Below are 12314 nucleotides of genomic sequence, written 5' to 3' on the forward strand. Positions count from 1 at the left end.
GAATAATTCCAGGGCCTTGGCCTGCCGAGAGGACGATCATGAGTACGGCGAGCACCCGCGTGCCCGAGGGCCGCTACGGCCGCGCCTCGTACGAACGGGCCGACCGCACCCTGAAGATCGTGGGCGCCCTGCTCGGCGGGGTCCTGCTGGTGGTCGTCGGATACTTCGCCTACCACTACGTCGGCCAGAACAAGATCAGCGCCGAGGTGATCACCTTCAAGGCGACCTCGGACGACGCCGTCGAGGTGCACCTGGAGGTCCGCAAGGACGCGGGGGCGAGCGGCTACTGCACGGTGCGCTCCCAGTCGGCCGACGGCGCCGAGGTGGGCCGCGCGGACTTCCGCTTCTCCGGGTCGGACACCCGGATCGACCGGGTGGTCACCCTCCGCACGACGGCCAAGGGCACCACCGCCGAACTGCTCGGCTGTCACGCCGACTGAGGACACCCTGTCCTCCGCATTACGTAAGCGCTGACCTGCGTTGACGTAATTCTAGTGGCTTATGTCCTCCCCCTTTGCCCGCGGAATTGTTAGGCTCGTGGTTTCGCCCATCCCCTGAGGAACATGCTTGAGGGTAGGGCGATGCTTTGTATTCCCAGTACCGACGAGGAGCACCCTGTGACCCAGACCAGCGAGTCCGTCACCTGGCTTACCCAGGAGGCGTACAACAAGCTCAAGGAAGAGCTTGAGCACCTTACTGGTCCTGCGCGCACGGAGATCGCCGCCAAGATCGCGGCCGCGCGCGAGGAGGGCGACCTGCGCGAGAACGGCGGGTACCACGCGGCCAAGGAGGAGCAGGGCAAGCAGGAGCTCCGTGTGCGCCAGCTGACCCAGCTCCTCGAGAACGCCAAGGTGGGCGAGGCCCCGGCCTCCGCGGACGGTGCCGTGGCGCCCGGCATGGTCGTGACGATCGCCTTCGACGGTGACGAGGACGACACCATGACGTTCCTGCTCGCCTCGCGCGAGTACGCGAGCGCCGACATCGAGACCTACTCGCCGCAGTCCCCGCTGGGCACCGGCGTGATCGGTCACAAGGTCGGCGAGGACGCGGAGTACGAGCTGCCGAACGGCAAGAAGGCCTCCGTGCGCATCCTCAAGGCCGAGCCCTACAGCGGCTGAGCCCCCTCTCCTGACGAGCCCCTGGCGCCCGAGCCGCCGGGGGCTTCGCCATGTCCTTCGGCGTCCCCTCGGTCAACCGGCCGCCCGGCGGTACTTCCGGACCGCGAGCGTGCGGAAGATCGCGACGATCAGGACCGAGTAGATGAGCGAGGCCCAGACGGGATGGGCCATCGGCCATGCGTCGGACGGGGAGACACCCGGGTCGCCGAAGAGCGTGCGGCAGGCCTGGACGGTGGCACTGAACGGGTTCCATTCGGCGATCGGCTGCAGCCAGGACGCCATCTGCGAGGAGTCCACGAACGCGTTGGATATGAAGGTCACCGGGAACAGCCAGATCAGCCCGCCGGAGGTGGCTGCTTCTGGGGTGCGCACGCTCAGACCGATCAAGGCGCCGATCCAGGTGAACGCGTAACCGAGGAGCAGCAGCAGCCCGAAGGCGCCCATGATCTTGCCGAAGTCGGTGGGCTCCGCGGAGCCAGGGCGCCAGCCCACCAAAAGGCCGACGCCCGCCAGGACGACCAGCGTCAGTGACGTCTGCACCAGGTCCGCGATGGTGCGGCCGGTGAGGACCGCGCCGCGGGCCATGGGGAGGGAGCGGAAGCGGTCGATGAGGCCCTTGTGCATGTCGTCGGCGATGCCCGCGCCGGCTCCCGCGGTGGCGAAGGTGACGGTCTGCGCGAAGATCCCCGCCATCAGGAAGTTCTTGTAGACGTCCGGGTCGGTCGAGCCGCCGATGCTCATCGAGCCGCCGAAGACGTACGTGAAGAGCACGACGAACATCACCGGCTGTATGAGCCCGAAAATAATCATTTCGGGAATCCGGCTCATGCGAATCAGATTCCTGCGGGCGATGACCAGGGAGTCGTTCATGGCGCTCACTTCACCGGCTCCTTCCATGAGGCGTGTCCCGGTGCACCCGCGTGAGCGGGTTGCGGAATCCGTGACCTTCGGATCAAGTTGCGTTTCGCAACGGCCGGTGGGGCGCCGCGGAAGGACCCGCCCGAAGTGGCGGCCGTCATACCGCGGCCTCGGCCTTCTCCTCGGCGATGTGTCCGGTGAGGGACAGGAAGACGTCGTCGAGGGTCGGGCGGCGCAGGCCCACGTCGTCCATCTCCACGCCTCGGGTGTCCAGCTCACGGATGACCTCGGCGAGGAGCTTGGCACCGCCGGTGACGGGCACGGTGAGGCAGCGGGTGTGCTCCTCGACCGTGGTCTCGCCCTTGCCGAAGGCCGTGAGCACCTCGCGGGCGACGGGGATCTGTTCGCGTTCGTGGACCACGACCTCGATGCGCTCGCCGCCGGTGCGGGCCTTGAGCTCGTCGGAGGTGCCGCGGGCGATGACCTTGCCGTGGTCGACGACCGCGATGTCGTGCGCGAGGTGGTCGGCCTCCTCCAGGTACTGGGTGGTGAGCAGCAGTGTCGTACCGCCGGACACCAGGCGCTTGATCACGTCCCACAGGAGCTGGCGGTTGCGGGGGTCGAGGCCGGTCGTCGGCTCGTCCATGAACATGACCGGCGGGGAGACCACCAGGGCCGCGGCGAGGTCGAGCCGGCGGCGCATGCCTCCGGAGTAGGTCTTGGCCGTACGGTCGGCGGCGTCGGTGAGGTCGAACTGCTCCAGCAGTTCCTCGGCGCGCGCCTTGGCCGCCTTCGCTCTCATCTGGTAGAGCCGGCCGACCATCTGGAGGTTCTCGCGGCCGGTGAGATATTCGTCGACCGCCGCGAACTGGCCGGACAGTCCGATCGAGCGGCGCACCTCGTTGGGGTGCTTGAGCACATCGAGGCCGGCGACCTCCAGCCGCCCGCGGTCGGGGCGCAGGAGAGTGGTCAGGCAGCGGACCGCGGTGGTCTTGCCCGCGCCGTTCGGCCCGAGGAGGCCGAGGACGGTGCCCTCCGCGACGTCCAGGTCGACGCCGTCCAGAGCCCTGACGTCACCGAAGGTCTTGACCAGGCCTTCGGCATAGATGGCGCCTGGCATAAGAGATCTCCACGTCTTCGGGGGATTCCTTCGAAAAGCCTAGGTTTGCACGGTTCGGGACGCCCGACGGGCGACCATGCATCCACCGTAACGCGATGTATCGCGACTCTCAATGCATTTCACTCGTGTGAGTGAGGAAGAGGGCTCTGACCTGCACGTTCACCGGGCTTCCGGCGCCCGTCACCGGTCAGGCGACGACCGTGTACCCCGCATCGCGCAGGGCCCGGCCGACCTCGGCGCAGTGCGCCGGCCCCTTCGTCTCCAGGTGCAGTTCGACCTCCGCCTCGCTCGGCCCGAGCCGTGGGTCGGTCCGCACATGGCTCACGTCGAGCACGTTGGCGTCGACCACGGACAACACCCCCAGCAGCGTCGCGAGCGCACCCGGCCGGTCCGTCAGCCGCACGCTCACCGTCAGGTAGCGGCCCTGCGCGGCCATGCCGTGCCGCAGCACCCGCTGCATCAGCACCGGGTCGACATTGCCGCCGGACAGCACCGCGACCACCGGCCCCTCGAAGGCGCCGGGCTCGCTCAGCAGCGCCGCGACCGGACTCGCCCCCGCCGGTTCGACCACCAGCTTGGCGCGCTCCAGGCACAGCAGCAGCGCGGCGGACAGCTCGCCCTCCGACACCGTGCGCACCTCGTCGACCAGCTCGCCGACGATCCCGAACGGCACGTCACCGGGCCGGCCGACCTTGATCCCGTCGGCCATCGTCGCCGGCGCCTCGATCGACACCGGCCGTCCGGCCGCCAGCGAGGGCGGATACGCCGCCGCCCCCTCGGCCTGCACACCCACGATCCGCACGTCCGGCCGCGACGACTTCACCGCGACCGCGATGCCCGCCGCGAGTCCGCCGCCGCCGATGCCCACGACGACCGTGCCGACCTCCGGACACTGCTCCAGGATCTCCAGGCCGACCGTCCCCTGCCCCGCGATCACATCGGCGTGGTCGAAGGGATGGATGAACACCGCGCCCGTCCGCTCCGCGTACTCCTGCGCGGCGGCCAGTGTCTCGTCGACGACCTGCCCGTGCAGGCGCACCTCCGCGCCGTACTCCCGGGTCGCGCTGATCTTCGGCAGCGGGGCGCCCTTGGGCATGAACACCGTGGAGCGCACCCCCAGCAGCGACGACGCCAGCGCCACGCCCTGCGCGTGGTTGCCGGCGCTCGCCGCGACCACCCCGGCGGCCCGCTCCTCCGGCAGCAGCCCCGCGATCCGCACGTACGCGCCGCGCAGTTTGAACGATCCCGTCCGCTGCAGGTTCTCGCACTTGAGGAGCACCGGCGCCCCGACGAGCTGGGACAGATGCCGGCTGCCCTCCATCGCCGTCATGCGCGCCACGCCCGAGAGCATCTTGTGTGCGCCGCGCACATCGTCGAGGGTGACGGGCCGCAAGGAGTCAGCCGTGCCATAGCTCATGACATCAGCATCGCAGTTCACAGGCGGGAACGGCCGCTGTGACCAACCACCGAGACCGGTTTGCGCAGCGCCGGTACGGCCCGGCTTCCGGCCGCGTACTCTGTCCCCCATTCCTGACAGCACCCCCTTCATGAAGTGAGCCCCCGGCCATGCCCACAACACCTGAAATGTCGATGGACATGACGACCGTCGGTGACACCGGTCTTCTCGACACGCTGCAGCACGAGGTCGCGGTCTTCGCACGCCGGGCCGAACAGACCCGCCTGGGCGGCGTCGGGCAGGTGCGCAACTCCATGGACCGCGCCGCGTACCTGCTGCTCAACCGTCTCGACAAGGAAGGCCCCATGGGCGTCAAGGCGCTCGCGGCGAGCATGGGGATCGACTCCTCGACCGTCACCCGGCAGGTGGCCCCCCTCGTCGACACCGGCCTGGTCAAGCGGACCTCGCACCCCGAGGACGGACGGGCCGTGGTGCTCCAGCTCTCCCCGCGCGGGCAGTCGCGACTGGAGGAAGTGCGGTCCTCCCGGCGGCAGTTGATGGCCGAGCTGACCGAGGAGTGGGCCCCGGAGGAGCGGGAGGCGTTCTGCTCCCTCCTCACCCGCTTCAACGTCGCCCTGTCCTCCCGGATGGCGGCCCAGGGCCTGCCGGGCACGGAGCCGGCACCCGCCGCCTCCTGAGCACCGGCGCACGCACGCGTGCGTGCGTGGCCCTCGGACGCGTCATGCATACGGTGCGTGCGCGGCTCTTGACCGAAAGCCCACGCCTGGCCTCATATGAGACCGGGTCCCCCGGGCCGTACGCGGTGCCGTACGCGTGCTCCGCCGGGAGCCGTTTCCAGGGGGCGCCGGCAGGCGGGAGGCTGGGGATGCGAGAGAGGCGTACGGTCCAGGAAGCCCGCCGGGTCCGGGAGTTCGCGGCGTTCTCGGCCGGGGCGGGCGGACGGCTGCTGCGGACCGCCACCCTGCTCACCGCGGAGACCGCGCAGGACAACCCGCGCGCGCGGCGCCTGCTGACCCACGCCCTGGCGCACACGTACGCGTGCTGGGACCGGCTGCGCGGGGAGGACCCGTACAACCACGCGCGGGAGTGCCTGGCCGTGCGCTTCGCGCGCGGGACCTGGTACCGGTACGGCGGCCTGCCGTTCGGCCGCTCCCGTGCCCGGCCCGCCGGCCCACTGGCCGTGCTCTCCCCCCAGCAGCGGCTCGTCCTGGTCCTGCGGCTGCACGAGGGGGTCGCCGAGGAGCAGGTGGCGGCGCTGCTCGGGCTGCCCCCGGACCGCATCCACCTGATCGTGGACCGGGCGACCACGCTCCTGCTGCACCCGCCGCGCGGGCCGGCCCCCGCGCGCGTGAGCGCGAAGGCGGCCACCTCGTGAACCGGCCCGAACGGGAGGCCGCCGTACGGCAGATGATGGAGCGGACCACGCCGCGGGTGCCGGCCGATCTCCATGCGGACGTGCTCCGGCTGGGCGGCCGGATGCTGCGGCGCCGGACGATCGCGCTGCGGCTGCTGTGGCTGCTGCTGTTCGCGGCGACCGTGGCCTTCGTGGTCTGGGCGGCCACGGTCCGCCCCTGGGTGGAGCCGCCCTCGGAGACGACTCCACCGGTCACCGGCTGGTGACCACCGCGCGGGGAGGCCGCGCGGTGGGGCTAGCCCAGGGCCTGCTGAAGGTCCTCGAGCAGGTCGTCGACGTTCTCGATGCCCACGGAGAGCCGGACCAGGTCGGCGGGCACCTCCAGCGCCGAGCCCGCCACCGAGGCGTGCGTCATCCGGCCGGGGTGCTCGATGAGGGACTCGACGCCGCCCAGCGACTCGCCGAGGGTGAACACCTTGGCGCGGTTGCAGACCTCGACCGCCGCCTCCTCGCCGCCGGTGACGCGGAAGGAGACCATGCCGCCGAAGGACCGCATCTGCTTGGCCGCGACCTCGTGACCGGGGTGCTCGGGCAGCCCCGGGTAGAGGACCTGCGTCACGCGCGCGTGGCGGGTCAGCATGTCGGCGACCTTGGTGGCGTTCTCGCTGTGCCGGTCCATGCGCACCGACAGCGTCTTGGTGCCGCGCAGCACCAGCCAGGAGTCGAAGGGCCCGGCGACCGCGCCCATCGCGTTCTGGTGGAAGGCCAGCTCCTCGCCCAGCGTGGGGTCGGCGGTGACCAGCGCGCCGCCGACGACGTCGGAGTGGCCGCCCATGTACTTGGTCAGGGAGTGCACGACGACGTCCGCGCCGAGCGCCAGCGGCTGCTGGAGGTAGGGCGTGGCGAAGGTGTTGTCGACGACGAGCCTCGCGCCCGCGTCCCGGGCGATCTGGGCGACGGCGGCGATGTCGGTGATGCCGAGCAGCGGGTTGGAGGGGGTCTCCACCCACACGGCCTTGGTCTTCGGGGTGATCGCGGCCCGGACGGAGGCGGGGTCGCTGGTGTCGGCGACCGACCACTCCACGCCCCAGCGGGCGACGACCTTGGCGAAGAGGCGGAAGGTGCCGCCGTACGCGTCGTTGGGGATGACCACGTGGTCACCGGGGCTGAGCAGCGTACGCAACAGGCAGTCCTCGGCCGCCAGTCCGGAAGCGAACGCAAGTCCTCGGCGGCCGCCTTCGAGGGCCGCGAGGTTCTCCTCCAGGGCGGTGCGGGTCGGGTTGGCGCTGCGGCTGTACTCGTAGCCGCCGCGCAGGCCGCCGACGCCGTCCTGCTTGTAGGTCGACACCTGGTAGATCGGCGGGACGACCGCGCCGGTGAGGGGATCGGCGGTGTTGCCCGCGTGGATCGCGAGGGTCTCGAAGTGCTGACTGATGTGCCTGTCGCTCATGGGCACCGAGCGTAGTGCGCTCGCGGGACTGCTGCCGGACGGCCGCCCGGCGGCCGGGCGGCGGGCAGCGGGCGGCCGGGCCTCGCACCCGACCCGGAGAGACGTTTTTCCACAGGCTGACGGGCCGGGGTTGGCCAATTGTCGGCGGCGTCTGGTTCGCTTGAGACATGGAAATTCTCTGGGTCCTGATGGCTCTGATCATGATCAGCTTCGTGCTGCTGCCGTTCCTGCGGCGTCGGCGCGGCATGATCGAGCAGGTCCCGGCGGGCCACCCGGACGCCGCGGACCCGGCCGACTACGGCTTCGTGCGCACGGAGGAGCTGGACATCCGGATGCCCGGCCCCGACCAGGACCTGCTGGACGTCCTGGACGTGGTGCAGCACACCCAGGACTACCGTGCGGCCCAGCAGCTGCTGGCCGGCACGGAGATCGAGGGCGAACTGCGCTGGCAGCGGGTGCAGGCCTTCGCGGGCGCGGCCGCGCTGGAGCTCCAGCAGCGGCCGGGCGGGGTGAGCGAGGCACCGGGCGGGCAGTGGCTGCGGGTGTGGCGGACGGAGGCGCCCAAGGACGCGGGCGGCGCCGCGGTACACGCCGAGTTCCTGGTCCAGCAGGCCTGGCGGACCTCGACGCCGGGCACCGACGACTTCCGGATCATCATGGAGGAGGCGAAGGACGCCTGCGGCCAGGCGGCGCTGCTCTCCCCCGGTGACCCGGTCCCGTACATCGTCGAACTGTCGGTGGCGCGTGGTCTGCACTACTCGCAGGCCGAGTTCGAGCAGCTGTGGCTGAAGATCCTGGACCGCGCCCCCGCGCACATGGGCGCGCATCTGGCCGCCCTGCACTACTGGTGCGAGAAGTGGCACGGCTCGCGCGACCTGGCGACCTCGTTCGCGGAGGCGGCCGCGGCCCGCGCACCCCGGGGTTCGCTGCTCGCCGCGATGCCGCTGTTCGGGGTCTTCGAACACCTCCCCGAGGTCAACCTGGTCAGCAGCTTCTACCAGAGCGAGGTCGTGACCAAGGCGATCCACGGCGCCCTGTTCTCGGTGCAGGCGGCCCGCCCCGACGACCCGATGCTGGCGCACGTCCGCCATCTGCTGATCTTCTTCCTCGTCCGCAGCGAGCGCTGGGCCGAGGCCATGAACCAGCTGATACACGTCGACGGCCATGTCGGCGCCCTCCCGTGGACCCTCTCCCCGGACCCGGCGGGCGAGTTCGCGGTCTACCGCGCGCTGGCGGTGGCGGGCTACGAGGCGAACGGAGGCAGCCCGGCGACGCTCCCGCAGTGACGCGGGCGGGGTGACGCGGACGGATGCGGACGGGGTGCGGCCCGGCAGGACGTGACTGCAAGGCGGGTCCGTGGCCTTCCGAGAGGACCCGGACCCGCCTTCGGTCCGGGCCTACTTCGGTGTGAAGAGAAGCATCCGGTCCATGAGCAGCGACGAGAAGGCCGGGCGGGTGTGGGTCCCCGGCTGCATGTAGACGCGTGCTGCGAACTGGACCATGCTCGTGTCGACGGGCCGGTGGAGGCCGAACCGCGCGCAGTAGTCGGCGCCGGTGGACGGGAGCTGGGTGACGTACCGTCCGGTGGGCCCGTTCTGGCCGGCGCGGCTGAACGTCCAGGCGTAGAACTTGTCCGCGTTCCCCTTGTCGGAGAGGTAGTGGTGAGCGCTGCCGCGCAGCTCCTCGTGGTTCTTGGACGTCAGTGACACGGCCGCCTTGGGGTCGCCGTAGAGCGTGATGCTCGAGTAGGACGCCTGCCGGGTGCTCACATGGTTCGTGCCGTAGGCGACGAGGAAGGACCCGTTGGGCAGTTTGAAGCTCGGGGTGATGGGGTCGTCGGCGTCGTTGGAGAGGGCGTCCACCCCGGTGACGGGCGGGTCGGTCAGCAGCTTCTGCTGGAAGCCCGGATACGACTCCTCGAAGCCGCGCCGCACCACCAGCTCGCTCACCTTGTACCCGGGGTGGGCCTTGATGATCCGGCGGCGCAGCAGTTGCAGCGACGGGTTGAGGTTCAGTTCGGTGGCCCCGGTCCCGGAGACCCGCAGCCGCGGGACGGGCAGCGGATCGGGTGCGTACACCGGCTTGGTCTGATTCGAGGACCCGCTCTTGGGCCGTACGCGGAAGACCTGGATCGGGGGCGCGGCACGGTAGTCGTCGAGGGCCTTCTCGTAGCCGCGTTTCGGCACGGCCGTACGCATTCCGATCAGGAACTGGTCGGAGCGCTTGTCGAGGCCGAGGCGGAACATCGCTGGAGGGATGGTCATGTTGTTGATCGCGCCCCGCAGACCGGAGGCGGCCAGCATCTTGTTCACCTTCGCCCGCGTCTGCCTGTGCCCGGTGACCACGAGGGCGAACGGGCGATCGTACGGAGTCGAGCCGGTCGTGCGCACCGTCTTGTTGTTGACGGGGTCGCCCACGGAGGGCCACAGGAGCGGGCCGGTGGGCAGAGCGCCCTTCATCATCGTGACGTCGAAGGAGAAGTACGCCTCCGGCGGCGGCGTCCTCCCGATCATCACGACCGCCTCGTCCTGGCGGAGGCGCCAGGTCACAGGCGGATTGGTGTTGGGTGCCTGGCCCTGCACCTCGGGCAGTCTGGTGACGATGTAGGGCGACTGGGGATTGGCCCACAGGGCGCTGAACACGGCGCCCTCGCAGTACCGCTTGTCCAGGTCGAACACGGCCTCGGTGCCCGACTGCGACACATAGCCGGACTTCGTGAGCTGGCGTTTGAACCGGGCCGCTTGTCCGCCGACCTGGCCTGCGGCAGGCCGTTGCCCGTCGCCCCGGGCAGAGGAGTGGGAAAGAGGTGGCCGAGTTGACGCGGCCGAGGTCTCGGCGGCGGTTGCGCAGGGCGCGAGCAGGAGCGCGGCGGCGGACATGGCGAGCACCGCCGGACGCCGACGCGGGACGAATGAGGTCATGGGACATGGGTAGCGAACGGGATGTCGTACAGGGCTCACCACGCCGTGGGGGGTTCCTCGGTCACCCGCCGGAAGTCCGTGAGGTCACCCTGGCGGCGGCGCCATCGAGCGATGGGCGTACGGGCGCACACCGATGGAGAACCGCTGCCGGCTGCCGAGGGCCGGCTCACGTGAGGCGGTCACCGGGCGCGATGCGGTGCTCCTCGCCTTGTCCTGGGACGGTGTCGAAGAGATGCCGGGAATGGTGGACGAGTCCGACGCCGTGCTCCAAGGGATGCCGTCGACCGATCCAACGAACGTCGTTACGCATGGCGTCGGCACTCTGCTCACCGAACACGGCGAGGCGATCGCCGGACCTGCTCCGGGAGCCCCCACGGAGGAACATCCGTTCTGACCCCGGAGCTACGTGGCCCGCCCGGGCGACCGCCTGCCGCTTGCGGCCGACGTGCTGCAGCGGATCGGGCAACGGCTCGAAAATCGGTGGTCACCTGAGCTGACCGAGCCCACGCTGTACGCCATGGAAGAACCGCTCCACAGGATCCGCGCGCTCCACACGGCGTCCACGATCACCGTCTACCAGGCGTACTCCTCCGAGATCGGACTGCCCGCCATCCGGGACGGCCGTTTTCCGGCTGCGTGGAAGCCTGGCCGCATGACGTGGATCAAGCCCAGTTTCCTGTGGATGATGTACCGATCCGGCTGGGGCACGAAGGAGAGCCAGGAGACCGTCCTCGCCGTCGAGATCACTCGCGACGGCTTCGACTGGGCGCTGCGCCATGCCTGCCTGTCGAGTTACGTCCGCGGACTGCATCCCGATCGCGGCACCTGGCAGCGTGACCTCAAGCGCGCACCGGCCCGTGTGCAGTGGGATCCCGAACGCGATCTGCACCTGCATCCCCTGCCGTACCGCTCGCTGCAACTGGGGCTCTCGGGTGAGGCATCGTCGCGTTACGCGGACGAGTGGATCGTGTCCATCAGCGATGTGACTCCGCTCGCCCACGAGATCCGCGCACTCGTCAGGGACGGGCAACTGGACTCAGCTGCCCGACTGCTCCCCCAGGAGCAGGAGTACCCCGCTGGAGCAGAACTTCTTGCCCACCTGTCTCCCTGACCGGCAATGCGGGCACCACCGCCAGCACCACCCGCGGGCCACATGCCGGCCAAGGTCTGCGAACCTGGCTTGATGACCCACGTCATGCGGTCGGGCTTCCACGCGGCGGGAAACCGGCCGTCGCAGATGGCGGGCAGGCCGATCTCCGGGGAGTACGCCCGGTAGACGGTGATCGTGGACATCGTGTGGAGTGCGCGGATCCTGCGGTGCGGTTCTTCCATGGCGTACAGGGTGGATTCGGTGGGCTCGGGTGGCCACCGGCTTTTCGGCAGGTGCTCGCCGCGCACCACCCCGTCACCGCGCCGCCGCCACCGCGAGCCGTCAGTCGACCTGGAAGATCCGGTTCAGGTGAAGATCCAGGATCGCGGTCGCGGACTCCGGGCTGCGCTGGCCGACCAGGATGCCGGTGCCCAGTCCGGCGGACATGGCGAGCAGGGCCGCCGCTTCGCCTCTCGCGTCGATTCCGGCCCCCGCGAGACGGGCCTCCTGTGCCTGCCGGAGGAGCCCGGTGAGGGTGTCCTCGGCGGCATCAGGGCTGGCGATGAAGGGCTGGGCGGCCAGAGCCTCGTCCGTCACGGCCAGGACGGCGTACGAGGTGTAGAGGAAGTGGAACGTGCGGCTCTCGTCGTCGGTCGGCAGCGCCGCCGTCAGGAGCGCCTCGATCACGGCGCGGGGGCCCGGACCGCTCCCGGCGGCTCCGCTCCCGGCGGCTCGAACCCGGGCGGCGACCCGCTCCCCGAACCTCTCCGTCAGATGCTGCAGCCCGAAGAGCAACAGCTTCTCCTTGGTCTCGAAGTAGTACTGGACCAGCCGCAGTGACACTCCGGCCTCGGCCGCCACGTCGCGCATCCCCACGGCGTGCAGCCCGCGCCGTCCCGCGACCCTGACGAGTGCCTCGGCGATCTCGGTTCGTCGTTGTGCGTGGTCCACGCGCTTCGGCATCGGTTGCGCCTCTCGTCCGTCCG

The 12314-nt window shown here is 70.4% G+C and carries 14 protein-coding genes and 1 pseudogene; 8 read left to right on the top strand and 7 right to left on the bottom strand.

The features are described 5' to 3' along the window. Nucleotides 1-38 precede the first annotated feature (38 nt). Together U5640_RS16280 and greA are read left to right on the top strand one after the other, a co-directional pair. Entirely contained in the window at nucleotides 39-440 is a 402-nt protein-coding gene (locus tag U5640_RS16280; protein ID WP_340376514.1) for a DUF4307 domain-containing protein, read from the top strand. Between the two features lie 177 nt (nucleotides 441-617). Beyond that, complete coding sequence (gene greA / locus U5640_RS16285) at nucleotides 618-1118, top strand: transcription elongation factor GreA (RefSeq protein ID WP_340376515.1); 501 nt, start codon at nucleotides 618-620, stop codon at nucleotides 1116-1118. A 72-nt stretch (nucleotides 1119-1190) separates the two neighbouring features. On the opposite strand, the gene U5640_RS16290 is transcribed toward greA, so the two are convergent. The 3 genes from U5640_RS16290 to ilvA form a co-directional block, all read right to left on the bottom strand. Beyond that, a complete protein-coding gene (locus tag U5640_RS16290; protein WP_340376516.1) occupies nucleotides 1191-2015 on the bottom strand; it encodes an ABC transporter permease in 825 nt (274 codons plus the stop codon). 118 nt (nucleotides 2016-2133) lie between these two features. Then, nucleotides 2134-3096, bottom strand: coding sequence for an ATP-binding cassette domain-containing protein (locus U5640_RS16295; protein ID WP_340376517.1), 963 nt, complete (start codon nucleotides 3094-3096; stop codon nucleotides 2134-2136). Nucleotides 3097-3283: 187 nt separating this feature from the next. Continuing rightward, complete coding sequence (gene ilvA, locus U5640_RS16300; protein ID WP_340376518.1) at nucleotides 3284-4513, bottom strand: threonine ammonia-lyase; 1230 nt, start codon at nucleotides 4511-4513, stop codon at nucleotides 3284-3286. Nucleotides 4514-4680: 167 nt separating this feature from the next. On the opposite strand from ilvA, the gene U5640_RS16305 reads away from it, so the two are divergent. The 3 genes from U5640_RS16305 (at nucleotide 4681) to U5640_RS16315 (ending at nucleotide 6133) form a co-directional block, all read left to right on the top strand. Next, entirely contained in the window at nucleotides 4681-5190 is a 510-nt protein-coding gene (locus U5640_RS16305) for a MarR family transcriptional regulator (protein ID WP_340385143.1), read from the top strand. A gap of 188 nt (nucleotides 5191-5378) precedes the next feature. Next, nucleotides 5379-5888, top strand: coding sequence for an RNA polymerase subunit sigma-70 (locus tag U5640_RS16310; protein ID WP_340376519.1), 510 nt, complete (start codon nucleotides 5379-5381; stop codon nucleotides 5886-5888). After that, on the top strand, nucleotides 5885-6133 hold the full coding sequence (locus U5640_RS16315; protein WP_340376520.1) for a hypothetical protein: 249 nt from the start codon (nucleotides 5885-5887) through the stop codon (nucleotides 6131-6133). The genes U5640_RS16310 and U5640_RS16315 overlap by 4 nt, the downstream gene beginning before the upstream one ends. Nucleotides 6134-6162: 29 nt before the next feature. Here the strand turns inward: U5640_RS16315 and U5640_RS16320 are convergent, their stop codons facing one another. Continuing rightward, the gene (locus U5640_RS16320; RefSeq protein WP_340376521.1) at nucleotides 6163-7317 is read right to left on the bottom strand and encodes a cystathionine gamma-synthase; all 1155 of its coding nucleotides are present in this window, start codon (nucleotides 7315-7317) and stop codon (nucleotides 6163-6165) included. Between the two features lie 167 nt (nucleotides 7318-7484). Here U5640_RS16320 and U5640_RS16325 point away from each other — a divergent pair, with 167 nt between their 5' ends. Next, nucleotides 7485-8603, top strand: coding sequence for a hypothetical protein (locus tag U5640_RS16325; protein WP_340376522.1), 1119 nt, complete (start codon nucleotides 7485-7487; stop codon nucleotides 8601-8603). 111 nt (nucleotides 8604-8714) lie between these two features. On the opposite strand, the gene U5640_RS16330 is transcribed toward U5640_RS16325, so the two are convergent. Beyond that, on the bottom strand, nucleotides 8715-10238 hold the full coding sequence (locus U5640_RS16330) for a hypothetical protein (RefSeq protein ID WP_340376523.1): 1524 nt from the start codon (nucleotides 10236-10238) through the stop codon (nucleotides 8715-8717). Nucleotides 10239-10371: 133 nt separating this feature from the next. Here U5640_RS16330 and U5640_RS16335 point away from each other — a divergent pair, with 133 nt between their 5' ends. Together U5640_RS16335 and U5640_RS16340 are read left to right on the top strand one after the other, a co-directional pair. Then, nucleotides 10372-10632: a hypothetical protein gene (locus U5640_RS16335; RefSeq protein WP_340376524.1), complete on the top strand. Its 261-nt coding sequence runs from the start codon at nucleotides 10372-10374 to the stop codon at nucleotides 10630-10632. Between the two features lie 123 nt (nucleotides 10633-10755). After that, a complete protein-coding gene (locus tag U5640_RS16340; protein WP_340385146.1) occupies nucleotides 10756-11349 on the top strand; it encodes a DUF4291 domain-containing protein in 594 nt (197 codons plus the stop codon). A 65-nt stretch (nucleotides 11350-11414) separates the two neighbouring features. Here the strand turns inward: U5640_RS16340 and U5640_RS16345 are convergent. Together U5640_RS16345 and U5640_RS16350 are read right to left on the bottom strand one after the other, a co-directional pair. Beyond that, nucleotides 11415-11570, bottom strand: a pseudogene (locus U5640_RS16345) (DUF4291 family protein); the annotation flags it as partial. 100 nt (nucleotides 11571-11670) lie between these two features. Next, a complete protein-coding gene (locus U5640_RS16350) occupies nucleotides 11671-12291 on the bottom strand; it encodes a TetR family transcriptional regulator C-terminal domain-containing protein (RefSeq protein WP_340376525.1) in 621 nt (206 codons plus the stop codon). Nucleotides 12292-12314 lie beyond the last annotated feature (23 nt).

Source organism: Streptomyces sp. SS7 (assembly GCF_037993025.1).
In the GTDB taxonomy this organism is placed as follows: Bacteria; Actinomycetota; Actinomycetes; order Streptomycetales; family Streptomycetaceae; genus Streptomyces.

Coding starts and splice junctions, on each gene's coding strand:
- U5640_RS16280 (WP_340376514.1), top strand. CDS start 39: ATGAGTACGGCGAGCACCCGCGTGCCCGAGGGCCGCTACGGCCGCGCC.
- U5640_RS16290 (WP_340376516.1), bottom strand. CDS start 2,015: ATGGAAGGAGCCGGTGAAGTGAGCGCCATGAACGACTCCCTGGTCATC.
- U5640_RS16295 (WP_340376517.1), bottom strand. CDS start 3,096: ATGCCAGGCGCCATCTATGCCGAAGGCCTGGTCAAGACCTTCGGTGAC.
- ilvA (WP_340376518.1), bottom strand. CDS start 4,513: ATGAGCTATGGCACGGCTGACTCCTTGCGGCCCGTCACCCTCGACGAT.
- U5640_RS16305 (WP_340385143.1), top strand. CDS start 4,681: ATGTCGATGGACATGACGACCGTCGGTGACACCGGTCTTCTCGACACG.
- U5640_RS16310 (WP_340376519.1), top strand. CDS start 5,379: ATGCGAGAGAGGCGTACGGTCCAGGAAGCCCGCCGGGTCCGGGAGTTC.
- U5640_RS16320 (WP_340376521.1), bottom strand. CDS start 7,317: ATGAGCGACAGGCACATCAGTCAGCACTTCGAGACCCTCGCGATCCAC.
- U5640_RS16325 (WP_340376522.1), top strand. CDS start 7,485: ATGGAAATTCTCTGGGTCCTGATGGCTCTGATCATGATCAGCTTCGTG.
- U5640_RS16330 (WP_340376523.1), bottom strand. CDS start 10,238: ATGACCTCATTCGTCCCGCGTCGGCGTCCGGCGGTGCTCGCCATGTCC.
- U5640_RS16335 (WP_340376524.1), top strand. CDS start 10,372: ATGGAGAACCGCTGCCGGCTGCCGAGGGCCGGCTCACGTGAGGCGGTC.
- U5640_RS16340 (WP_340385146.1), top strand. CDS start 10,756: ATGGAAGAACCGCTCCACAGGATCCGCGCGCTCCACACGGCGTCCACG.
- U5640_RS16350 (WP_340376525.1), bottom strand. CDS start 12,291: ATGCCGAAGCGCGTGGACCACGCACAACGACGAACCGAGATCGCCGAG.